Source organism: Bradyrhizobium sp. S69, assembly GCF_009766005.1.
In the GTDB taxonomy this organism is placed as follows: Bacteria; Pseudomonadota; Alphaproteobacteria; order Rhizobiales; family Xanthobacteraceae; genus Bradyrhizobium.
This window is the reverse complement of record NZ_LMUK01000051.1, coordinates 115,780-138,635: the sequence shown is the minus strand read 5'-3', so window position 1 is coordinate 138,635 and position 22,856 is coordinate 115,780. Positions and strand designations below refer to the sequence as shown.

Genomic DNA, 22,856 nt, shown 5'->3' with positions numbered 1-22,856 from the left:
TTTTGCTGAGTTGCCCGTCGTGCCAATGTGTCGCAGCGTTCGCGCTTGATCGCGAAGGCAAATCACCTTCACATCTTAAGCCATCCCGTGCCCCATGAGAGGGGCGTATCGCGATCGTCACGGACGTTGGGCGCGGGGAGCGGTGGACGCGAGAGCTGCGACTGACGAGCGCAGCTCAAGCGGACGGCAAAGTCGTGTGGTCCTGACGCCCCAATGGCTGGTGTCAAGTTCTTGGGAAGCTCACGCTTCTTGGGAACGACGGTGACAAACAAGCCCGGTCTCACCGGGGAGAGCACGATATAAGCTGTAAAACCATTGCGCAGGGAAGGCCGGACTGCTTCCGCTGAACCTGTATGCTCGTGTGCGCTTTTTGCTATGCGCATCTTGGCACATGAGACCGCGGGTGCAGCGCGCACCCGGTCTTCCCTGCGCCCTCTATTTTTGAGGGCGAACGAATTTGCAAAAACTCGGGCGCGTCGTGCCGCGAGAATGCGGAGGTGTGTGTGAGTCGCGTCGTGTTTGATGAACCCACGTCGTCCCGGCCTCCGCGCCGGGACCCATACGCCGTGTGCTCTCGTTTCGGCAGTGAAGCGGACGCCTTTTCTTTACAACCAAGGCCAGGGATTATGGGTCCCGGCGCAAGGCCGGGACGACGAAAACTGAAAGGCCGCCGCCCCTGGATTGCTTCGCTATCGCTCGCAATGACGATGCGTAAGTACCGAAAATCGACTGGCAGCATCACGCGAATTCCACCTTTGTCCTGATCTGCGCTATGATCGCGTACGACCGCGCGCGAACAATTAACGTGATTCAATCAAAGGGATTCGAGGATAGGCCGATGCTGCGTGGTGGGGCGCAAATGATCCGTATCGCGGCTTTCGCCGCTGCGCTGTGCTCGGCGCTGCCGGATGGCGCCGGCGCGACCGGCACCGGGGGGCCGGAGGACGCGCGGATCGATCCGGCGCCTTGTGCGGCGGCGGCGGCAGCCAGCGACGACGAGCGGATCGTCGCGGTGTGCGGAACCTTGATCGACAACGAAAAGACGCTGAAGGACGACCGGATCAAGGCGCTGGTCGCGCGCGCTACCGCCTACATCCGCAAGGACATGATCGATCGCGCCATCGACGATTATGGCACGGTGCTGCGGCTGGACCCTGCGCTCGCCGATATCTACAATGCGCGCGGCGAGCTGTGGCGCAAGAAGGGCGATCGTCCCAAGGCATTGCATGATTTCGAGGCGGCGCTCAAGCTGAACCCGGATCACCCGGCGGCGAAGGGCAATTACAAATCGCTGGCGCTGGAGCTGGAGCGTCTCGGCGCGCTGCTCGCGGTCAACGACAAACCGGGCTTCAATTGCGCGACCGCAAGACGCGCGGTGGACAAGGCGATTTGCGGCAATCCCGAATGGACCAGTCTGGATCGCCAGATCAACGCGGTGAATACCAGGGTGGTTCACGATGCGAGCCGCACCGATCCGCGCGCCGGCCGTGCCTTGCAGCGGGAGCAGGACGATTTTATCACGGGCCGCAATGCCGCCTACGGCCGCCCCGACTATGACCTCCAAAAGGTGATGCGGGAGCGGCTCGATCATCTGCTCGCGATCGGGCGTTAGCGCCGCATTCGAACCTTTGGGATAGATCAGGCGACACAGCAATGCAGCCTCGCGTCTTCGCTGCGAAGGCCGCCTTATTTTCCGAGAGCCGATCATGCGTTCCACCATTCTGATTTCTGCCGCCACGGCGGCCTTGGCCGTTGCGACGATGTCGTTCGCCAATGCCCAAACCGCAACCGATACCCCGGTTAGCTGTGTTGCGCTGAGCCAAGCGCCGCCTGCGAAACTGATCGAAAGCTGCACGGCCGTGATCGACAATGCGACGACATCGGAGGCCGATCGCCTCGACGCCGTGGTCACCCGCGGGGTCGCGTTTCAGAATAGCGGCCAGAGCGACAAGGCGACCGCCGAGATCGACGCGGTCATTGCCAAGGATCCGCATTTCGCGCGGGCGTTCCGCGCCCGTGGCGAACTCGACCGGCGGCTCGGCAAGTACGATGCTGCGTTCGAGGCTTTCGATCAGGCGATCAAGCTCGATCCCGAAAATGCCGTGGCCTTTGAAAGCCGCGGCAACGCCTTCAACAATACCAAGAAATACGATCGTGCCATCGAGGATTACAACGAGGCGCTGCGGCTGAAGCCCGATTTCGCGCAGGCCTATTCCGATCGCGGCGCGGCCTGGTATTTCAAGGGCGAATACCAGAAGGCGATCGCCGACTACGATCAAGCGATCAAGCTGGAGCCGGACAACGCCAAGGCCTACACCAACCGCGGCTCGGCCTATCGCAAGATCGGCCGCACCGACCGGGCGCTGGATGACGATACCGCGGCGATCCGGATCGATCCGACCGATCCGGCCTTCTTCGACAATCGCGGCCTGCATCTCGCCGCCAATGGCGATTATACGAGCGCGATTGCCGACTACAATGAGGCGATCAAGCTGGCCCCCAAGGATGCCAATTTCCTGACCAACCGCGGCGATGCGTATCAGTCCCTCAGGGATTTCGACCACGCGGTCGCCGACTACGATGCCGCGCTGAAGTCCGATTCCAAATTTCAGCGCGCCTGGAATAACCGCGGCGCGTTGTGGCAGGCCAAGGGCGATCGCCAGCGCGCCTTGCAGGACTATGCCGAGGCCGTCCGCCTCAATCCTTCCGACAAGAATGCCGCCGAAAATCACCAGAAGATTGCGGAGCAGCTCGAGCGGCTGGCCACGGTGGCGGGCGAGAAGAACCTGCCGAGTTTCAATTGCGCCACCGCGACCCGCCCGGTGGAAAAGGCGATCTGCGCCGATCCCGGCCTCGCCCAGCTCGACCGCGATATCAACGACGTGTTCCTGCGGCTGATCGCGAACGCTGAAGCCGACAGCCATCGCGCGGCGCTGGCGCTGACCCGGCAGCAGCGCGACTTCATCGACACGCGCAACGCGTCCTTTGGCCGCCGCGGCTACGATCTGCGCCAGGCGATGGAAGCGCGACTGGACAAGCTCAACACCATCGCATTGCGGTAGGCGTTGGGCTCGGGCTTAGACTTAAGCTTGGGCTTGGCCGAACGGCCGAGCGGTTCCGGCTTGATCTGGCTCGGCTTCCCGTGACAATAGCGCCCAACAAGTCGCGGGAGAGGCGCCATGAACATCCAGGACAACAGCCGGTATCGCGAGGTTCATGCCCGCTCGCTGGCGGATCCAGAGGGCTTTTGGGGGGAGGCGGCGCGTGAGATCGACTGGATCGAGCCGGCGAAGAAGGTCTTCGATCCTTCCTTGGGGCTCTACGGCCGCTGGTTCGCCGGTGCCGTGGTCAATACCTGCTACAACGCGCTCGACCGTCATGTCGCCGGCGGCCGCGCCGATCAACTGGCGCTGATCCACGATTCGCCGCTCGACAGCGGCGTCACCAAATTCACCTACGCGCAGCTACTGCTCGAGGTCAAAACGCTCGCCGCCGTGATGGCCGATTTCGGCGTCACCAAGGGCGACCGCGTCATCCTCTATATGCCGATGGTGCCGCAAGCCGTGGTGGCGATGCTGGCCTGCGCGCGCATCGGCGCGGTGCATTCGGTGGTGTTCGGCGGGTTCGCCGCCAAGGAACTCGCAACCCGGATCGAGGACGCCAAGCCAAAGCTGATCTTCTCGGCAAGCTGCGGCATCGAGCCCGGCCGCGTCGTGGCGTACAAGCCGCTGCTCGACGAGGCGATCCGGCTTTCAAGCGCCAAGCCCCAGGCTTGCATCATCCTGCAGCGGGCGCGGCAGGCTTGCGAACTTGATTCCGGTCGCGATCATGATTGGGCTGAGCTGCGCGCTGCGGCCATCGCCGCCAAAAAATCCGCCGATTGCGTGCCGGTGCTCGCGACCGATCCGCTCTACATCCTCTATACGTCCGGTACCACCGGCGTACCCAAGGGCGTGGTGCGCGACAATGGCGGGCATCTGGTCGCGCTGAAATGGTCGATGTTCAATCTCTACGGCATCAAGCCTGGCGAGGTGTTCTGGTGCGGCTCCGACATCGGCTGGGTGGTCGGCCACAGCTACATCGTCTACGCGCCGCTGTTTCATGGCGCGACCTCGATCATGTATGAAGGCAAGCCGGTCGGCACGCCCGACGCAGGCGCCTTCTGGCGGGTGATTTCCGAACACAAAGCCGTGTCGCTGTTCACTGCGCCGACCGCGTTCCGCGCCATCAAGAAGGAAGACCCGGAAGGGAAACTCATCCGCCAGTACGATCTGTCGGCATTCCGCACGCTGTTTCTGGCCGGCGAGCGCGCCGATCCACCGACGGTGCAATGGGCCGAAGCGCAATTGCAGGTGCCGGTGATCGATCACTGGTGGCAGACCGAAACCGGCTGGTGCATCGCCGGCAATCCGGTCGGCCTTGGGATGCTGCCGGTCAAGCATGGCTCGCCCACGGTGCCGATGCCGGGCTATCAGGTCGACGTGGTCGATGAGGCCGCCAAGCCGGTCGCCGCGGGCACCATGGGCTCGATCGTGATCAGATTGCCGCTGCCGCCGGCCTGCCTGCCGACGTTGTGGGAGCAGGACGCGCGCTGCAAGGAAGCCTATTTCCACGAATTTCCCGGCTATTACAAAACCTCCGACGCCGGCTACAAGGATGAGGACGGCTATGTCTTCGTGATGGGCCGCACCGACGACATCATTAACGTCGCCGGCCACCGGCTTTCGACCGGCGGTATGGAAGAGATCCTGGCCTCGCATCCGGATGTCGCCGAATGTGCCGTGCTGGGCATCAAGGATGCGATCAAGGGCGAGGTGCCCTGCGGCTTCCTGGTGCTGAAGGCGGGCGTGACGCGCCATCAGGCGGACGTGGAAAAGGATGTGGTGGCGCTGGTGCGCGAGAAACTCGGCCCGGTCGCGGCGTTCAAGCTCGCGATCGTTGTGGGCCGGTTGCCAAAAACCCGTTCGGGAAAGATCCTGCGCGGTACCATCAAGAAGATCGCCGACGGCGCCCCCTGGACCATGCCCGCGACCATCGAGGACCCCAAGGTGCTGGAGGAAATCGGCGACGCGCTGAAGGGCAGGGTGTGAGGGGGCGGGGAAGGGCCGGGGATAGCGTACGGTGCCCCAGACCCTCAACCGTCATGCCAGATCTAATCCAGACTTGGCTTGACCCGGGCATCCATCTTCAAGGAAAAGCCTTGTTTTTGATGGATTGCCGGGAGCGCAGACAAGTGTACGTAGTCTGCACAAAGCAGACTACTAAGCCCGGCAATGACAACGCTGCCGGAAGTAAACGGAATTTTGCATGCGATTAAACCTTCCAGCCTATCTCATCGCGCTGGCGCTGATTTCGCCGGTCCTGGGCGGCTGCTTCCTTGACAAGGGACAGCCGACTTTGGTCAACGTCGATGGCAACGACGACGATGCGTTCTGCCAGCGCAACAACGTCAAGCCAGGCTCGCCGGAATACATCGCCTGCCGCAAGGACCGCGACGTCCAGGCCAACAACGCCAACGCGCGTGCCGATCGCCGCCAGCGCGATCTCGGCGAAGACATGGCGAACCATCCGAACATCCCCAACAACAACTCGCGGTGACGCGAACGCTTCACGCTTGTCGCCCGGGATGTTCCGCTCCTGAACTCGCCGGCCGCTTGTCGAAACAGGAATGCCGCTCCCCCAAGCAGCCGCGCGCGTAGCCAAGAGATTCCTGCGGTAGATGCGCTCTCTTCAGAAAGAGGGCACATGCCATTTTTCCCCGCGGAAAAACAATCCGTATCGCTACGGGTTGGTGCGGCAATTCCATCCGGGCAAACAAAAACGCGGCGGTTTGATCCGCCGCGTTGCAATGGTCTCGTGCTGGCGCCTGCGGTTATTCGTCGTCTTCCGCCTTCTTGCCACCGATCGTCTTCAGCTTGGCGAACACGGCATCGACGTTGAGGTCGTCGCGCTGTTTCTCGGACGGCTCGAATTCCGCGTCCTTGCGGGTGGTCTCGGAGGCCGGCAGCAAAGTGGCGCCGCCATAGGCGGTATCGATCGGCTTTTCCTTGGCGGCGCGCTGCACCTCGAAATCGAGCTCGATCTGCGAGCACAGGCCGAGGGTCACCGGGTCCATCGGGGTCAGGGTCGAGGCGTTCCAGTGGGTACGGTCGCGCACGCTGGCAATGGTGGTCTTGGTGGTGCCGACCAGCCGCATGATCTGGGCGTCCTTCAACTCGGGGTGGTTACGCACCAGCCACAGGATCGCGCTCGGCCGCTCGTGGCGGCGCGAAACGGGCGTATAGCGCGGGCCCTTCTTCTTGGCGGCCGGCGGCAGGGTCACCTTGCTCTCCTCGAGCTTGAGGCGGTAGTTCGGGTCGCCCTCGCCCTTTTCGATCTCCAGGCGGGTCAGCTGGCCGTTCGAAATCGGGTCCATGCCCTTGATACCCTGGGCGGCGTCGCCGTCGGCGATGGCGCGGACCTCGAGCGGGTGCATTTTGGTGAAATCGGCCACCTGATCGAAGGTCAGCGCGGTATTGTCGACCAGCCACACGGCGGTCGCCTTTGGCATCAGAGGTGCATTGCTCATGGCAAATCTCCTTAGTGCTTCGCCCACCTCTTTTCGGAGGCGAAGTCGGTAGTCATCAGCGATGACGGGAATTACGCCCTATATAAGCCGTCCGAGGCTAACCGCGCAATGGGCCTGCTAAACGGCCTTGACAGCGCCCGAAAGCAGTCCCAAGTCGTAGCTTTGCAATGACCGTTCCTTGGCCCGTCGGCGAGGGGTGATTCGGTCCCGAGATAGCTCCCATGCAGGCCAAACCAGCGCTCAAAATCGTGCTTTGTTCTCCCCGGGGCTTTTGCGCCGGCGTGGTACGGGCCATCGACACCGTGGAACGGGCGCTGACCATCTATGGCGCCCCGGTCTATGTGCGCCACGAGATCGTCCACAACCGCTATGTGGTCGACAGCCTGAGGGCCAAGGGCGCGATTTTCGTCGAGGAACTCGCCGAAATCCCCGACAATACCAATGCGCCGGTGGTGTTTTCGGCCCACGGGGTTCCCAAATCGGTGCCCGCGGACGCCAAGTCGCGCAATTTCTTTTCGCTGGATGCCACCTGCCCGCTGGTCACCAAGGTGCACCGCGAGGCTGCGATCCACTTCAAGCGCGGCCGCGAAATCCTGCTGATCGGGCATTCGCATCACCCGGAAGTGGTCGGCACGCTCGGCCAATTGCCGCAGGGTGCGGTGACGCTGATCGAGACCAACGAAGACGCCAAGACCTTCACGCCGAAGGATCCGAATAACCTCGCCTTCGTGACCCAGACCACGCTGTCGATCGACGACACCGCCGAGATCGTCGCGATGCTGAAGGGCCGGTTCCCGAACATCTCCGGGCCACACAAGGAAGACATCTGCTACGCCACCACCAACCGCCAACTCGCGGTCAAGAAGGTGGCGCCGGTGGTCGACGCCCTGATCGTGGTCGGCGCGCCGAACTCCTCGAATTCGCAGCGCTTGCGCGAAGTCGCCGAACGCGAAGGTTGCCCGGTTTCGGTGCTGGCGCAGCGCGCCGCCGACATCGATTGGTCGCGCTTCGAAGGCATCAAGAGCCTCGGCATTACCGCGGGCGCCTCGGCGCCGGAAGTGATCGTCGAGGAGATCATGGGCGCGTTCGCCGAACGCTACGAATTGCATGTGGAGACGGTCTCGGCCGCGGAAGAGAATGAATTCTTCCCGCTGCCGCGTTCGCTGCGGCCCGACGCCGCCGAGTAATCTCCATGGCGGTCTACACCGACGTTGCCGCCGACGAGCTTGCGGAGTTCCTGAGCCATTACGACATCGGCGAATTGCTGTCCTACAAGGGCATCGCCGAGGGCGTCGAGAATTCCAACTTCCTGCTGCACACGTCGGCCGGCTCGTTCATCCTGACCTTGTATGAGAAGCGCGTCGTCAGGGACGATCTGCCGTTCTTTCTCGGTCTGATGACCCATCTGGCCGCGCACGGCATCAATTGCCCGCAACCGCTGAAGAACAAATCGGGCGAAGCGCTGAGCACGCTGGCCGGCCGGCCCGCGGCGATCATCAATTTTCTCGAAGGCGTCTGGCCGCGCAAGCCGAACGCGGCGCATTGCGCCGGCGTCGGCCAGGCGCTGGCGAAAATGCATCTGGCCGGGCGCGATTTCAGGATGTCGCGCGCCAACGCGCTGTCGGTGTCCGGCTGGCGTCCGCTGTTCGAACAGGCAGTCCCTCGGGCCGATGAAGTGCAGCACGGTCTCGGCGGCTTCATCGGCGCTGAACTGGATTATCTGGAAAGCAATGTCTGGCCGAAGGATCTGCCGTCGGGCGTGATCCACGCCGATCTGTTTCCGGACAATGTGTTCTTTCTCGGCGACAAGCTCTCCGGCATCATCGATTTCACCTTCGCCTGCGACGACATGCTGGCGTATGACGTTGCGATCTGCCTCAACGCCTGGTGCTTCGAGAGCGATTGTTCGTTCAACGTCACCAAGGCGCGCGCTTTCCTCAACGCCTATGGCCGCGAACGGCCGTTGTCAGAGGCCGAGCAGAACGCGCTGCCGCTGTTGGCGCGAGGTGCGGCGTTGCGCTTCCTGCTGACCCGGCTGGTGGACTTCCTCAACGTTCCGCCGGGCGCGCTGGTGCGGCCCAAGGATCCACTGGAATATGTCCGCAAGCTGCGCTTTCACCAGAGCGTAACGAGCGCGCGCGATTACGGCATCGCGGTTTCAGGGCTGGTAGCGTGAGCGAACATCCCACGGTCGTCATTCACACCGACGGCGCCTGCTCGGGCAATCCGGGGCCGGGCGGCTGGGGCGCGATCCTCAAATTCGGCGATGTCGAAAAGGAATTGAAGGGCGGCGAGCCGCACACCACCAACAACCGCATGGAGCTGATGGCGGCGATCTCGGCGCTGGAGGCGTTGAAGAAGCCGTGTGTCGTTGACCTCGTCACCGACAGCCAGTATGTGCGCCAGGGCATCACCGGCTGGATCCATGGCTGGAAGAAGAACGGCTGGCGCACCGCCGACAAGAAGCCGGTCAAGAACGTCGACCTCTGGCAACGGCTGGACGCGGCCCTCAAGCCGCATGAGGTGCGCTGGCACTGGATCAAGGGCCACGCCGGCCACGACGAAAACGAACGCGCCGATCAGTTGGCGCGCGAGGGCGTCGCGATGGCGAGGTTGAAGTAGGGTTTAGTAAGGTCGAGGCGATTGATTTAATCACCACCGTCGTCGCCCGGCCTTGTGCGCAATTGCGCACTGGGACCGGGCGATCCAGTATTCCAGAGCGCCGGCGCTAAGCACAAACGCTCTGGAATACTGGATCACCCGCTTTCGCGGGTGATGACGACAGTATGTGACGACAACGATAGTCGCCGAAAGCTCTAACTCAGAGCTGCCCGAGCAGGGTGTCGCCGCCCGAAACTTCGACCTTGCCGGGGGCCGGCTCGAGGTTGAGCTTCTTGACCACGCCGTCTTCCACCAGCATCGAGTAGCGCTTGGAGCGTATGCCAAGGCCGTTGCCGGAGGCGTCGAGTTCCATGCCGATGGCCTTGGTGAATTCGGCGTTGCCGTCGGCGAGGAAGGTGGCTTCGTCGCGCTGGTCGGTGTCGCGCTTCCAGGCGTTCATGACAAAGGCGTCATTGACCGAGACGATCGCGATCGAGTTCACGCCCTTGTCCTTGATGGCATAGGCGTTGAGGAAGATGCTCGGCAGATGCATCTTGTGGCAGGTGCCGGTATAGGCGCCGGGCACCGCGAACAGCGCGACCTTCTTGCCCTTGAAGATGTCGTCGGTGGTTTTGACCTGCGGACCTTCCGCCGTCATCACGCGGAATTTCGCTTCGGGCAGCTTGTCGCCAACTTGGATGGTCATCGTCAATTCTCCTTACAATGTGCGGGCATGTCATAGCCCATTTTGCGGCCTGGAGGAAAGCCATCCTCACCGCCGCTTGAGGGGGCGCGATGCCGCAATTATTTGCATGTCATTGCGAGGAGCGAAGCGACGAAGCAATCCATGCCACACGGGCATCGCCGGTTGCTCTGGATTGCTTCGTCGCTTCGCTCCTCGCAATGACGATTGTGTAACTGCCGTAGCTTAAGCGGCAGCTTTCTTCTCGTCGCGCAATTCACGGCGCAGGATCTTTCCGACATTGGTCTTGGGCAGGTCGGTCCGGAACTCGATCTGCTTCGGCACTTTATAGTTGGTGAGCTGGGTGCCGCAGAACTTGATGATCTCTTCGGCCGTGACAGTGGGGTCCTTCTTGACGATGAAGGCCTTCACCGCCTCGCCGGACCTGGAGTCCTGTACGCCGATCACGGCGCATTCCAGCACGCCGGGGTGACTGGCGATCACTTCTTCGATCTCGTTCGGATAGACGTTGAAGCCTGAAACCAGGATCATATCCTTCTTGCGATCGACGATCTTGGTGTAGCCATCCGCCGTCATCACGCCGATGTCGCCGGTGCGGAAATAGCCATCCGGGGTCATCACCTTCGCGGTCTCGTCCGGCCTGTTCCAGTAACCCGCCATCACTTGCGGGCCCTTGGCGCAGATTTCGCCGGGCTCGCCGAGCGGCACTTCGTTGCCGTCATCATCCCGGATCGAAATGTAGGTCGAGGGCACGGGAATGCCGATCGAGCCATTGAACTCGGCCGAGTCCGCCGTATTGCAGGTCAGCGTCGGCGAGGTTTCCGACAGGCCGTAGCCCTCGGCAATGCTGCAGCCGGTCAGTTTCTTCCACTGTTCCGCGACCGGGCGCTGCACCGCCATGCCGCCACCGTTCGAGATCTTGAGCTTGGAGAAATCGATCTTGCCGAACTCCGGGTGATGCAGCAGGCCGTTGTAGAGCGTGTTGACCGCCGGGAAGCTGTTGACCTGGTATTTCGTCAGCTCCTTGATGAAGCCGCCCATGTCGCGCGGGTTGGGAATCAGCAGGTTGACGCCGCCGGCGCGCATCGCCAGCAGGTAGCAGGCGGTCAATGCGAAGATGTGATAGAGCGGCAGCGCGCAGACGATGAACAGCTGCTCGACATGCGGCGGCTGGACCAGCGCCGGCTGCAGCCAGGCGTCGTTCTGCAGCACGTTGGCGAGAATGTTGCGATGAAGCAGCGTCGCGCCCTTGGAGACGCCGGTGGTGCCGCCGGTATATTGCAGGAACGCAACGTCGTCGGGGGAGATCTTCGGCTTGTTGAACTTCATGCCGCGGCCGGACGTCACCGCGTCATTGAACAGCACGGCGCCGGGGAGCGAATAGGCCGGCACCATTTTCTTGACGCGGCGCACCACCAGATTGACGATCATGCCTTTCAGGCCGAGCAGATCGCCCATGCTGCCGATGATGACGTGCTTGACCGCGGTGCTGGCGATCACCTTCTGCACGGTGGTGGCAAAATTCTCCAGAACGATGATCGCCTCGGCGCCTGAATCCTTGAGCTGGTGCTCGAGCTCGCGCGGCGTATACAGCGGGTTGACGTTGACGACGGCGTAGCCCGCGCGCAATACCGCGGCGGTCGCGATCGGATATTGCAACACGTTCGGCATCATCAGCGCGACGCGGGCGCCCTGTTTCAGGCCTTTGCCTTGCAGATAGGCGCCGAGCGCCCGGGACATCTCGTCGAGATCGCGGTAGCTGATCGACTTGTCCATGCAGATGAAGGCCTTGCGATCCGCGAACTTCGCAAAACTTTCTTCCAGCAACTCGACGAGCGATGAATAGTGGGTCACGTCGATATCGGCGGGCACGCCGGCCGGATATTGCTTGAGCCAGATCCGCTCCATGGTATTTCCCCTCTGGTTTCGTTGTCAGCTTATTTCCCGCTTCTTGCCAATGTCTTGGGACGGGACGCCTTGTTCCGGTCAGTATTGAGCAAGGAAGCCGCCGATGGCAAGCGGCGGGGGCACGCCGGCGCATGGCCGGCCCGTCTTGGCGGGTCCCGGTCAGCTTTGGTCGGCGTTGGTTGGTCTTGGCTAGCCTTGGCTAGTCCCGGCCGGTCTTCGCCGATTGGTTTAGCCGGCGGGCTTGGCGTCGCCGTTGCTGCTCTTGGGGGCCGGATTGGCTGACGGCTTTGCCGCCGACTTCGGCTTGGTGGGCTTCTTCGCGGCGGGCAGGTCGGTGGATTTGTCGGTGGATTTGGCCGCGGCATCCGGCTTGGCATTGGCATGCTTGGCGCCGGCCGGTTTGGCTGCGGCATCGGATTTGGCGTTCTCGCCGGCATCCGTGGCCTCGGTGTCAGCCTTCTTGGCGCCGTGGCGCCCCTTCTTGCCCTTCGGCCGCACGTTCTGCTGGTCGGTGTCTGCTGCGACCGCGGCGATCAATGCCGCGCCTGTCCGCGTCGGACCGGTATAAACCGTGATCGGTTCGGCCGCGGCGGGAGCGGCAGCCATCAGGTCCGCAGGCTTCACCATCGGCGGTTGCAGCCCGGCGGCAAAGAAGGTCAGGCCGGTCGTGCCAGTGGCCGAGCCGTCGGCGCTGCCGGCAGAAGCTTCCTCATCCGCGTCGGTGCCCTGATGCTTGTGCTTGCCGCTGCACATTTCCTCGCGCAGGTTCGGCGGTGACGCGTCGATCGGGGCCAGCTGATCGACCGTGCCCAGCGAGGGGCGCAGCCACGACAGATTATTGCCGGCAAAGCCGCGATCGAGCAATTGCGCGGCCCTGACCGCGCGCATCGTGCCGGACGACGCGCCGAGCACCACGGCGATCAGCCGCTTGCCGTCGCGGGTAGCCGATCCGACCAAATTGTAGCCGGACGCACAGATGAAGCCGGTCTTGAAGCCGTCGGCGCCGGGATAGCGTCCGATCAGCTTGTTGAAATTCTGCGTCACCTTGCGGCCGAACTTGATCGCGGGAATGTGGACGAAATATTCGTATTCCGGCAGTTCGCGGATGATCGCGCGGGCCAGGATCGCCAGATCCCGCGCCGAGGTGATCTGGCCGTCGGCGGGCAGGCCATTCGGATTGACGTAGCTGGTCTGCGTCATGCCGAGGCGCTGCGCGGCCTCGTTCATTTGCACCGCGAAGCCGTCGATCGAGCCGCCGACGCCTTCGGCAAGCACCACGGCCATGTCGTTGGCCGACTTCACCAGCATCATCTTCAGCGCGTTGTCGACCGTGAGCTGGGTGCCGGGCTTGAAGCCCATCTTCGATGGCGACTGCGAGGCGGCGACCGCCGAGACCGAGAACAGCGTATCGAGCGTGATACGCCCCTCCTTGACCGCCTTGAGCGTGACATAGGCCGTCATCATCTTGCTCAAGGAGGCCGGATACCACGGCATGGTCGCATTATCGGCCTGCAACACCTTGCCGGTATCGGCCTCGATCAGCAGCAGCGCTTCCGCCTGCGCCACGCGTGGCGTCACGACGGCAAGCGCCGCGTAGACGGCGGCGACTGCCGCGACAACAACGATCCAGTTCAAGGGTGATCTGCGAAGCAACGGGCGAAGAAAATGCACTATCCGATTCCGGTCCTTTGAGATCCGCCCCATCAAGGGATGGTCCTGGCTATGACTTTCAGTTCAAGCGTGCGGTGGCTTAAATATGTCCTGTACCGTCGCTGACGGCGGCCGCAAACCTATACCGGCTTGTCGGTCCGGAACAGAGCTTATGGGATTAAATCGTGGACGAAAAAGGCCAAATTCCGGTAATGCCTAAATCTTGACAGCGGCGCTGTCGGCGTTCGGCGCAACGCTCTGCGGGATATTCGGCGGGGCGTTCTGCTGGCCATTTTCTTGCACCATGAACTGGGCTCTTGCGAGTTCCGCAAAACGGCCGCCTTTTGCCACCAATTCGTCGAACGTTCCGCTTTCGATCACGCGCCCGCTATCGAACAGCAGGATGCGCGTGGCGTTGCGGATGGTCGAAAGCCGGTGCGCGATCACGAAGGTGGTGCGTCCCTTCATCACTTCGTCGAGAGCGGCATTGACCCTGGCCTCGGTCACGGCATCCAGCGCGCTGGTGGCTTCGTCGAGGATCAGGATCGGCGGATCCTTCAATAGCGCGCGTGCGATCGACAGCCGCTGCCGCTCGCCGCCGGACAACATCCGGCCGCGCTCGCCGACATTGGTGTCGAATTTCAGTTCGCCGCGCTCGATGAATTCCAGCGCCTGGGCGCGGCTCGCCGCAAGCCGCATTTCTTCCTCGCTGGCATCGGGTTTGCCGACGCGCAGATTGTCCGCGATCGAGCGGTTGAACAGCAGCGCCTCCTGGAACACCACGCCGATATTTCGCCGCAGCGCCGTCAAGGTCAGGCCGCGCACATCCATGCCGTCGATCTTGATGAAGCCGGACTGCGGATCGAAGGCGCGGTGCAACAGCGCGATCGCGGTGGATTTGCCGGCGCCGGTCGGGCCGACCAGCGCGATGCTCTGGCCGGGCAGTGCGGTGAAGGAGAGGTCTTCGACCGCGGGCCGCTTGCCGTCATAGGAGAACGACACGTCGTTGAATTCGACCAGCCCCGAGAGCCGTCCGGTATCGATCGCATCGGGCCGGTCGCGGACCACCGGGACGGCATCGAGCACGTTGAAGAATTCCTGTAAGCGAGGCGCCTCCATGAACACGCTGTTGATGAAGCCGACCACCTGCTCGAGCTTCTGGATCAGCATGGTGGCGAAACTTACGAACATCACGATCTCGCCGACCGAGGTGAGGCCCTGCTCGCGCAGCACGATGCCGATAGTGAAGATCGCAAGCACCGTGATGGTGGTCGAAGCCCGGGTGATCACCGTGACCAGCGCCCACCACGACAGGACCGGCATCTGTACCGCCAGCAGCTTGTCGGCGACGAAGCGCAGCCCCTGCACCTCGGCATCGATCCGCACGAAGCTCTGCACCAGCGCCACGTTGCCAAGCGCGTCCGAGGCGCGCGCCGAGAGGTCGCTGTAATGCGCCTCGACCTCGCTTTGCATGCCGTAGGTCTTGCGCACCACCAGCGTGGTCAGCACCGTGAACACGATGCACAGCACGAACAGCAGGATCGCGAGCCGCCAGTTGATGTAGAACGCCAGCGGCAGCAAAACCACCACCGACATGATGGCGGCGAAATGCTCGCGGAAGAAACCGAGCCACAGCCGCCACAATGAATCGGTGCCGTTCAGCATCACCTTCATCAGCCGGCCGGAATGGGTGCCGGTGTGGAAGGTCAGCGGCAATTGCATGATGTGCTCGAAATAATTCGTCAGCACCGCCTGGCGCTGGCGGTGCGCCAGCCGGTCGGCGTGCAGCGCCACCGCGGCGTTGCACAGGATGGTGAACAGGCCGAACGCCGCCCAGGCCGCCAGCAGTGGCCATGCCGGCGATGTCCCGAGCGTGCCGCCGGCCGGCTTGCCGGAGAGCACGTCGACGATGCGACCGAACAGCACCGGTTCGGCGAATTGCGCGCCGGCCAGCAGGAGATTGGCGCCGGCCAGGATCCATCCCAGCCGCGCCTCTTTGCCGAGCAGCTCAAGAACGCGCGCATAAAGGCGAAGCAGGGACATGAAACCGATGCTCAAGGTAACGCTAAGAAACAACAGAGGGAGCATGATCCGGAAAAGCGGATGCCACAAGTCCGGGACGTACGGCGCCGGCAGCCTATCCTCGCCGAGCACGGTACGAGGGGCGAACGGGATATCGAGCCGGCGTCCGGTATTTCCACGGCGATTCCAACCCGGGAGGTGGTTTCCAATTCTGAGTTAAGTCGTTCGCCGGCCGTCGGATGCGACCGACGAAGCTTTTATGACAATTAGGCTTTGCGGCCAGCCGTTAACACGCTGGCCATCGGTTTCGATTAGCATCAAAAAATGAGTGATTCGCTCGAGCGGCTTTACCAGGCGGTCGTCGCGGCCAAGGATCTCGATCCGGCGGTTTCGCGAACCGCACGGCTGTTTCGGCGCGGGCCGGAAAAGATGGCCAAGAAGTTGGCCGAAGAAGCCGTCGAGGTCGTGATCGACGCTGTCAACGGCAAGTCGGACGCGGTGGTCCGCGAAAGCGCCGATCTGCTTTATAACCTGACCGTCTTGTGGGTATCGGCCGGTATTCAGCCGGAAGACGTTTGGCGCGAGATGGCGCGGCGCGAGCATCTGCTCGGAATTGCCGAGAAGCTGCCGAAATCGGCGGTCAAGCTGCCCAAGGCCTCCCAGTCCCCGGCGGCACGTCAAGCCTCGCGGCGGCCAATTGTCGCGCTCGAGAGCCGGTCGCTGCGCAAGCGGCACTAGAGTTGACCGTGATCTCCGCGCAAACGCGTCGCGTTTGTCGCGAGGGCGAGGCAATCCGAATTTCCCAAAATCCCGGCATGGACAAATCCGTCTTATGGTGGTTCATCGCGCCATGCTGAGACGAATTTACGATTGGTGTATCGACGCCGCCCACAAGCCCTATGCAGTGTGGATTCTGGCAGCGGTAGCGTTCGCGGAAAGCTCGTTTTTTCCGGTGCCGCCGGATGTGATGCTGATCCCGATGTCACTGGCGCGGCCGCAGCGGGCGTGGTTCTACGCTGGGATCTGCACCGTGGCCTCGGTGCTGGGCGGCATTCTCGGTTATGCCATTGGCGCGCTGCTCTACGATTCCGTCGGGCATTGGCTGATCAACCTCTACGGCCTGGCCGGCAAGGTCGATAGCTTCCGGGCTTCTTACGCGGCGTGGGGCGCCTGGATCATCATCGGCAAGGGCCTGACGCCGATCCCGTTCAAGCTCGTGACCATCGCCTCCGGCTTTGCCGGGTACAACATCTGGCTGTTCGTACTGTGCTCGATCATCGCGCGCGGCGGCCGGTTTTTTGTGGTCGCGATATTGCTCAACCGCTACGGCGAGTGGATTCGCGTCAGGATCGAGCGGCATCTGACGCTGTGGGTGGCGCTGTTTGCGATCGTCCTCGTGCTCGGTTTTATCGTCGCGCTTCGACTGCTCTAACACCCGCGTGGTTTAGTCGCGGCCTGACGTGCTTTGCCGGCCACCGGCTTGAGGGGTAGCCTGCGATCCATGCTTGATCGATCCAGTCCCTGGTTCGCGCGACCTGCGAGGCTTGTTGCGCCCGCGGGCGCCGCGATGCTGGTGCTGACGATCGCGGTGGGCGCCGCCTTGTGCCAGAATGCGCCGCCGCTAGCCTCGCCTGGCGCGCAGCAGGCCACCCCCGAGCAGCCCGCCGCCGCGCCGAGCGAGGCCGCGCCGCCGACCAATCCTCCCGCACGGCAAGAAAACCCGGGCCTGATCAACGAAATCGGTAAGATGTTCGACAAGCTGCCGGCGTGGAAAAGCCCCGGCGAGACCATCGACGATCTCAACGCGCGCGCCAAGGATGCGGCCAAGGACGCCACCGACACGCTGTCGCGGCTCGCGACGCCGTCGATGGTGACCGGGCGCCTGGCGTGTCCGGCGTCGGCAAACGGCGCCCCGGACTGTCAGGCCGCCACCGACAAATTGTGCCAGAGCAAGGGCTTCAAGGCGGGCAAGAGCCTCACCACCGACTCGGCGGAGAGCTGCTCGGCGAAAGTCCTGATCCCCGGCCGCGCGCGCAAGCCGGACGATTGCCGGACCGATACTTACGTCACCCGCGCGTTCTGCCAGTAGCGCGGAAGAATCCCCATCGTCATGGCCGGGCATAGTCGTCCAAAGGACGGCGTCGCTTCGCTCGCCTATGCCCGGCCATCCACGTCTTTATCTTGCTTTAGTTCAGCAAAGACGTGGATGCCCGGGTCAAGCCCGGGCATGACGAATTCCTTGGTGCAAGGATCACCGGTTGCCTTGTTGGTATGATGTCTGGCATCTTTCGACCAACCAAGCGGGCACAGCCCCGGTAACACAAGAGGAAGCCTTCGAATGTCCATGCCTGCTCTGTTCAAGGGCCGTCTGTCGATTCCCGTGATCGGGGCGCCGCTGTTCATCATTTCCGTGCCCGACCTAGTGATCGCGCAATGCAAGGCGGGCGTGGTCGGATCGTTTCCGGCGCTCAACGCCCGGCCGGCGGCGCTGCTCGACGAATGGCTGGTGCGGATCAAGGAAGAGCTTGCCGCCTACGACAAGGCGCATCCGGAGCGGCCGTCGGCGCCGTTCGCGGTCAACCAGATCGTGCACAAGTCCAACAACCGGCTCGAGCAGGATCTGGCGGTGTGCGAGAAGCACAAGGTGCCGATGATGATCACCTCGCTCGGCGCGCGCGAAGAACTCAACCAGGCTGCGCATGGCTGGGGCTGCATCGTGATGCACGACGTGATCAACCAGAAATTCGCGCACAAGGCGGTCGAGAAGGGCGCCGACGGCCTGATCCTGGTATCGGCCGGCGCCGGCGGCCATGCCGGCGAAATATCGCCCTTCGCCTTCGTGGCGGAAACCCGGCAGTGGTTCGACGGGCCGATCGCGCTATCGGGTGCGATCGCCAACGGCCGCGCGATTCGCGCCGCACGGCTGCTCGGCGCCGATTTCGCCTATATCGGCTCGGCCTTCATCGCGACCGCGGAAGCCAACGCGGTGGAAGGCTACAAGCAGATGATCACGAGTTCGGGCGCCGAGGATATTGTCTATTCCAACCTCTTCACTGGCGTGCACGGCAATTATCTGAAGCCGTCGATCATAGCTGCCGGCATGGACCCGAATAATCTTCCGCAATCCGATGCCTCGAAAATGAGTTTCGGCACCGATGCCTCCGGCGAGCGCGCCAAGCCGAAGGCCTGGAAGGAAATCTGGGGCTCGGGCCAGGGCGTCGGCAGCATCGGCAAGGTGGAACCGGCCGCCGAATTGATCGCGCGGTTCAAGAAGGAATATGACGAAGCCGTCGATCCCGCGTTGTGATCGCTTACTAACGCAGATCGTAGCGGTAGGATTTCGAGACGATCCGCCAGCCGTCGCCAAGTTTCATCGCCACCAGATAGTCGGTGAAATAACGCGGCGGCACTTGGCAACGCAGCTTGACGAAGGCGGTGGATTCGTCCGAGCGATCGATGGTGACGACGAAATCCTCGCGCGGCTTGCCCTCGGCCTTGGCCGAGGGCTGCTTCCGCATCCGATCCAGCCAATCGGGCACGGTACGAACCAGCAACTCGCCGTTCTCCAGCCCGCGCAAATCGGCGGAGGGATGGAAGACTGCGGAGAGCTTGTCGACATCGCCTTCGTAGACGCCGTCGAAATAATCGGCAATCAGGGCTTCGATGGTGGATCGGTCGTGGCTCATGACAGTTGCTCCGGTTGATTCAGGCGTTTGGTGTCACGTCGGTGGAGAGCGAAACGCTGTTCCAGGCATCGAAGTCCGCTTGCAGCGATTTCATCTTCTCGCCGACCAGCCGCACCGCGTCGCTGCCGAGCAAAAGATGCGCGGGCGGGTTGTCCGAGTGCGCGATCTTCAGCATCGCTGCGGCGGCCTTGGCCGGATCGCCGATCTGCCATCCGCTGGCTTCCATGCGGCGCTTGCGGATCGGCTCGATCAGCGCGTCGTAGTCCGCGATCGATCGTGCGGCGCGCACCATCGAGCGGCCGGCCCAATCGGTGCGGAAGCCGCCCGGCTCGATCGCGGTGACGTGGATACCGAGATCTTTCACTTCCTTGCCAAGCGTTTCGGAGATGCCCTCCAGCGCAAACTTGCTGCCGTGGTAGTAGCTGAGGCCGGGCAGGGTAATGATGCCGCCCATCGAGGTGATGTTGAGGATGTGCCCGGCGCGGCGCTGTCGCATCGCGGGCAGCACCGCCTGGATCATGGCGACCGCGCCGAACACGTTGACCTCGAATTGCCGCCGCAAATCGTCGATCGAGGATTCCTCCAAAATGCCCTCGTGGCCGTAGCCGGCGTTGTTCACCAGCACGTCGATGGCGCCGATATTCTTCTCGATTGCGGCGACCGCAGGCGCGATCTGCGCGGTGTGGGTGACGTCGAGGATCACCGCGTGGGCGTCTTGACCGAGCTTCTCGAAATCCGCTCGGTCGCTTTCCTGGCGCACGGTGCCCACGACGATATGGCCGTCACGCAACGCCGCTTGGGCCAGCGCCCGGCCGAATCCGGAGGAAACACCGGTGATGAGAAATGTCTTTGCGTTTGTCTGCGCCATGGCCGCTGCCTTTTCAGATTGATCTCGCCAGATTGAACTCGTCGAACTGGAAATAAGCGGTCTTGATTGATGCAACAATCAGTATAAAATGAGATGACCTGATGCAGGATATCGCATAATGCTGGAAACGGGCCTGTTCGAACTCAACGCGGTGGCGGCGATTTCGGCGCATCGGAGTTTTCGCGCCGCGGCGACCGAATTGGGTATTTCGCCGTCGGCGCTCAGTCACGCGATCGCGGGGCTGGAAAAGCGGCTCGGCGTCCGCCTGATCAATCGCACCACGCGCAGCGTATCGTTGTCGCAGGCCGGCGAACGCTTCCTGGCCCGGGTCAGTCCGGCGCTGCGCGAGATCGCCGGCGCGATGGAAGACGTCAATGCGTTTCGCGCGACGCCGACCGGCACGCTGCGGATCAACTTCAAGGAGCGCGCTGGCCATCTGATCCTGCGGCCCGTGGTCGCAAAGTATCTCAGGCTTTATCCCGACATGCAGGTCGAATTGACCGTGGAAGGCCGCCCGATCGACATCGTCGCGGAAGGCTTCGACGCCGGCATTCGCCTCGCCGAATCGGTGCCGCAAGACATGGTTGCTGTCCCCTGCGGGCCGGATTCACGGTTTATCGTGGTTGGCGCGCCCGGTTATTTCAAACGCAAATCGGTGCCGCGATCGCCGGCGGATTTGCTGGCGCATGAATGCATTCGCCGGCGGATGCCGGGTGGCAAGCTTTATCGATGGGAATTCGAAAAGCGCGGCGAGGAGATGGCATTGGACGTGCCCGGCCGGCTGACACTCGACAATGACGGCTTGATGATCGAGGCGGCGCTTGAGGGTCTCGGGCTGGCGTTTGTGAGCGACTGGTGGGTGGCGGATCAACTGGCCGCTGGAAGCTTGCAGGCGGTGCTGGAGGACTGGACGCCGCCCTTCCCGGGGCTGTGCCTGTATTATCCCGGTCATCGGCACATGACCGCCGGGCTTCGCGCGTTCGTCGATCTGATTCGGGAAGAACGAAAATCGGCCGTCGCCGTCAAGACAAGCGCGAAATCCGGCCGAGAACGCGCCGCTCCGGCCGGGACGGGCCGTTGAATCATCGGCATTCCAACAAAGGCATTCCACCGACATGGCGACTGAACTTGAACTCGGGCTCGATACATTCGGCGACGTGACAGCCCGCGCCGACGGCACGCCGCTGTCGCACGCGCAGGTCATCCGCAACGTGATCGATGAAGCCGTGCTGGCGGATTCGCTTGGCATCGATTTCATCGGCCTCGGCGAGCATCACCGCGCCGACTTCGCGGTGTCGTCTCCGGAGGTCGTGCTCGCGGCGATCGCGGCGCGCACCAAGCGCATCCGGCTGGGGTCCGCCGTGACGGTCTTGAGTTCGGACGACCCGATCCGGGTGTTTCAGCGCTTCGCCACGCTGGACGCCGTTTCGAACGGACGTGCCGAAGTGATCCTCGGGCGCGGCTCGTTCACCGAATCCTTTCCCTTATTTGGGTTTGAGCTCGACCAATACGAGAAACTGTTCGAGGAGAAGCTCGATCTTTTCGCGGCATTGATCGGCCAGCAGGCCGTCACCTGGCGCGGCACGCTGCGTCCGCCGCTGCATAACCAGCGGGTTTTTCCGCCGATCGAAACCGGGACGCTGAAGACCTGGATCGGGGTCGGCGGCAGCCCGGAATCCGTGGTGCGGGCCGCCCGCTACGGCCTGCCGCTGATGCTCGCCATCATCGGCGGCGAGCCGGACCGCTTTGTGCCTTATGTCGATCTCTATCACCGCGCGCTCGATCAGCTCGGCAAGCCGGTGCTACCGATCGGCGTTCATTCGCCGGGATATGTCGCCGGCAGCGACGAACAGGCGCGCGAGGAGCTGTGGCCGGACTATAAAAAGATGCGCGACCGGATCGGCGCCGAGCGCGGCTGGCCGCCGATGCAACGGGCCGAATTCGACCGCGAAGCCGCCACCGGCTCGCTCTATGTCGGCTCGCCGGAGACGGTGGCGCGCAAGATCGCATCGACCGTGCGGGCGCTGGGTCTGGCCCGGTTCGACCTGAAATACAGCGCCGGCGGGCTATCCCACGAGAAACTAATGCGCAGCATCGATCTCTATGGCAGCAAGGTGATCCCGCTGGTACGAAAGTTGCTCGCCGAAGAGACGCACGATAGCAACCCTGTATCAGAGAGCCTTCCATGACCGCCACGCCCGTCAATCTCGTCAGCCATCCTTTGGTGCAGCACAAGCTTACGCTGATGCGCGAGCGCGACCGGTCGACCAAGGGCTTTCGCGAGCTTCTGAACGAGATCGGAATGCTGCTGTGCTACGAAGTCACCCACGATCTGCCGCTCGAACTGGTGGATATCGAGACGCCGCTGGCGCCGATGAAGGCGCCGATGATCGCGGGCAAGAAGCTGACATTCGCGCCGATCCTGCGCGCCGGGGTCGGCTTCCTGGATGGAATGCTCGCGCTGGTGCCGTCGGCGCGCGTCGCGCATATCGGGCTCTATCGCGATCCCAAGACGTTGCAGGCGGTCGAATATTTCTTCAAGGCGCCGAACGATCTGTCCGACCGCCTGGTGATCCTGATGGACCCGATGCTGGCGACCGGCAATTCCGCCTGCGCCGCGACCGCGCTTCTGAAGGCGCGCGGCGCCCGCGATATCAGGTTCGTCTGCCTGCTCGCTGCGCCGGAAGGCATCGCGCAATTCCAGGCCGAGCATCCCGACGTCCCGATCTGGACCGCCGCCATCGACGAAAGACTGAACGATCACGCCTACATCGTGCCGGGTCTTGGCGATGCGGGTGACCGCATGTTCGGCACCAAATAATATCCCGCACAAAAATCGCTTCGAGAAAG

General features: G+C 63.0%; 21 protein-coding genes. 14 read left to right on the top strand and 7 right to left on the bottom strand.

Annotated features, from left to right (window positions below; genetic code table 11):
* Nucleotides 1-838: 838 nt before the first annotated feature.
* The 4 genes from GSQ88_RS29550 to GSQ88_RS29535 all read left to right on the top strand — a co-directional run bounded on the left by GSQ88_RS29550 (nucleotide 839) and on the right by GSQ88_RS29535 (nucleotide 5,598).
* A complete protein-coding gene (locus tag GSQ88_RS29550; protein WP_246785096.1) occupies nucleotides 839-1,612 on the top strand; it encodes a tetratricopeptide repeat protein in 774 nt (257 codons plus the stop codon).
* A gap of 94 nt (nucleotides 1,613-1,706) precedes the next feature.
* Entirely contained in the window at nucleotides 1,707-3,062 is a 1,356-nt protein-coding gene (locus tag GSQ88_RS29545) for a tetratricopeptide repeat protein (protein ID WP_159011319.1), read from the top strand.
* A 117-nt stretch (nucleotides 3,063-3,179) separates the two neighbouring features.
* On the top strand, nucleotides 3,180-5,090 hold the full coding sequence (locus tag GSQ88_RS29540) for a propionyl-CoA synthetase (protein ID WP_159011318.1): 1,911 nt from the start codon (nucleotides 3,180-3,182) through the stop codon (nucleotides 5,088-5,090).
* Between the two features lie 217 nt (nucleotides 5,091-5,307).
* Nucleotides 5,308-5,598 (top strand): hypothetical protein, encoded by a 291-nt coding sequence (locus tag GSQ88_RS29535; protein ID WP_159011317.1) that lies wholly within the window; start codon nucleotides 5,308-5,310, stop codon nucleotides 5,596-5,598.
* Nucleotides 5,599-5,872: 274 nt separating this feature from the next.
* Here the strand turns inward: GSQ88_RS29535 and GSQ88_RS29530 are convergent, their stop codons facing one another.
* Nucleotides 5,873-6,568 (bottom strand): DUF1013 domain-containing protein, encoded by a 696-nt coding sequence (locus GSQ88_RS29530; protein WP_159011316.1) that lies wholly within the window; start codon nucleotides 6,566-6,568, stop codon nucleotides 5,873-5,875.
* Nucleotides 6,569-6,789: 221 nt separating this feature from the next.
* On the opposite strand from GSQ88_RS29530, the gene ispH reads away from it, so the two are divergent.
* The 3 genes from ispH to rnhA are packed head-to-tail and all read left to right on the top strand — an operon-like array spanning nucleotide 6,790 to nucleotide 9,190.
* Nucleotides 6,790-7,755 (top strand): 4-hydroxy-3-methylbut-2-enyl diphosphate reductase, encoded by a 966-nt coding sequence (ispH, locus tag GSQ88_RS29525; RefSeq protein ID WP_159011315.1) that lies wholly within the window; start codon nucleotides 6,790-6,792, stop codon nucleotides 7,753-7,755.
* A gap of 5 nt (nucleotides 7,756-7,760) precedes the next feature.
* Entirely contained in the window at nucleotides 7,761-8,744 is a 984-nt protein-coding gene (locus GSQ88_RS29520) for a homoserine kinase (protein WP_159011314.1), read from the top strand.
* Nucleotides 8,741-9,190, top strand: a complete 450-nt coding sequence (gene rnhA / locus GSQ88_RS29515; RefSeq protein ID WP_159011313.1) for a ribonuclease HI — start codon at nucleotides 8,741-8,743, stop codon at nucleotides 9,188-9,190. Before GSQ88_RS29520 ends, rnhA begins: the two co-directional genes overlap by 4 nt.
* Nucleotides 9,191-9,389: 199 nt before the next feature.
* Here the strand turns inward: rnhA and GSQ88_RS29510 are convergent, their stop codons facing one another.
* From GSQ88_RS29510 to GSQ88_RS29495, 4 genes are all read right to left on the bottom strand, one after another.
* Nucleotides 9,390-9,875 (bottom strand): peroxiredoxin, encoded by a 486-nt coding sequence (locus tag GSQ88_RS29510; protein WP_159011312.1) that lies wholly within the window; start codon nucleotides 9,873-9,875, stop codon nucleotides 9,390-9,392.
* Between the two features lie 222 nt (nucleotides 9,876-10,097).
* Nucleotides 10,098-11,780: a long-chain fatty acid--CoA ligase gene (locus GSQ88_RS29505; protein ID WP_159011311.1), complete on the bottom strand. Its 1,683-nt coding sequence runs from the start codon at nucleotides 11,778-11,780 to the stop codon at nucleotides 10,098-10,100.
* Nucleotides 11,781-12,008: 228 nt separating this feature from the next.
* Nucleotides 12,009-13,451, bottom strand: a complete 1,443-nt coding sequence (locus GSQ88_RS29500) for a serine hydrolase (protein WP_246785095.1) — start codon at nucleotides 13,449-13,451, stop codon at nucleotides 12,009-12,011.
* Nucleotides 13,452-13,646: 195 nt separating this feature from the next.
* Nucleotides 13,647-15,473, bottom strand: coding sequence for a glucan ABC transporter ATP-binding protein/ permease (locus tag GSQ88_RS29495; protein WP_159011309.1), 1,827 nt, complete (start codon nucleotides 15,471-15,473; stop codon nucleotides 13,647-13,649).
* A 303-nt stretch (nucleotides 15,474-15,776) separates the two neighbouring features.
* On the opposite strand from GSQ88_RS29495, the gene hisE reads away from it, so the two are divergent.
* From hisE to GSQ88_RS29475, 4 genes are all read left to right on the top strand, one after another.
* A complete protein-coding gene (gene hisE / locus GSQ88_RS29490) occupies nucleotides 15,777-16,190 on the top strand; it encodes a phosphoribosyl-ATP diphosphatase (protein WP_159011308.1) in 414 nt (137 codons plus the stop codon).
* A 94-nt stretch (nucleotides 16,191-16,284) separates the two neighbouring features.
* Nucleotides 16,285-16,884 (top strand): YqaA family protein, encoded by a 600-nt coding sequence (locus GSQ88_RS29485; protein ID WP_174248145.1) that lies wholly within the window; start codon nucleotides 16,285-16,287, stop codon nucleotides 16,882-16,884.
* A gap of 69 nt (nucleotides 16,885-16,953) precedes the next feature.
* On the top strand, nucleotides 16,954-17,541 hold the full coding sequence (locus GSQ88_RS29480) for a hypothetical protein (RefSeq protein ID WP_159011306.1): 588 nt from the start codon (nucleotides 16,954-16,956) through the stop codon (nucleotides 17,539-17,541).
* A gap of 249 nt (nucleotides 17,542-17,790) precedes the next feature.
* Nucleotides 17,791-18,759, top strand: a complete 969-nt coding sequence (locus GSQ88_RS29475; protein WP_159011305.1) for an NAD(P)H-dependent flavin oxidoreductase — start codon at nucleotides 17,791-17,793, stop codon at nucleotides 18,757-18,759.
* A 7-nt stretch (nucleotides 18,760-18,766) separates the two neighbouring features.
* On the opposite strand, the gene GSQ88_RS29470 is transcribed toward GSQ88_RS29475, so the two are convergent.
* Nucleotides 18,767-19,138: a nuclear transport factor 2 family protein gene (locus GSQ88_RS29470; RefSeq protein ID WP_159011304.1), complete on the bottom strand. Its 372-nt coding sequence runs from the start codon at nucleotides 19,136-19,138 to the stop codon at nucleotides 18,767-18,769.
* Nucleotides 19,139-19,157: 19 nt separating this feature from the next.
* A complete protein-coding gene (locus GSQ88_RS29465) occupies nucleotides 19,158-20,006 on the bottom strand; it encodes an oxidoreductase (RefSeq protein ID WP_159011303.1) in 849 nt (282 codons plus the stop codon).
* Nucleotides 20,007-20,124: 118 nt separating this feature from the next.
* Between GSQ88_RS29465 and GSQ88_RS29460 the strand changes: the two genes are divergently transcribed.
* Genes GSQ88_RS29460 through upp form a run of 3 tightly spaced genes read left to right on the top strand, consistent with a single transcriptional unit; the run spans nucleotide 20,125 to nucleotide 22,827 of the window.
* Nucleotides 20,125-21,087 carry a LysR family transcriptional regulator gene (locus GSQ88_RS29460; RefSeq protein ID WP_159011302.1) on the top strand — a complete coding sequence of 321 codons (963 nt, stop codon included), beginning with the start codon at nucleotides 20,125-20,127 and terminating at the stop codon, nucleotides 21,085-21,087.
* 34 nt (nucleotides 21,088-21,121) lie between these two features.
* Nucleotides 21,122-22,195, top strand: a complete 1,074-nt coding sequence (locus GSQ88_RS29455; protein WP_159011301.1) for an LLM class flavin-dependent oxidoreductase — start codon at nucleotides 21,122-21,124, stop codon at nucleotides 22,193-22,195.
* Nucleotides 22,192-22,827, top strand: a complete 636-nt coding sequence (gene upp, locus GSQ88_RS29450) for a uracil phosphoribosyltransferase (protein WP_159011300.1) — start codon at nucleotides 22,192-22,194, stop codon at nucleotides 22,825-22,827. Before GSQ88_RS29455 ends, upp begins: the two co-directional genes overlap by 4 nt.
* Nucleotides 22,828-22,856: the final 29 nt, after the last annotated feature.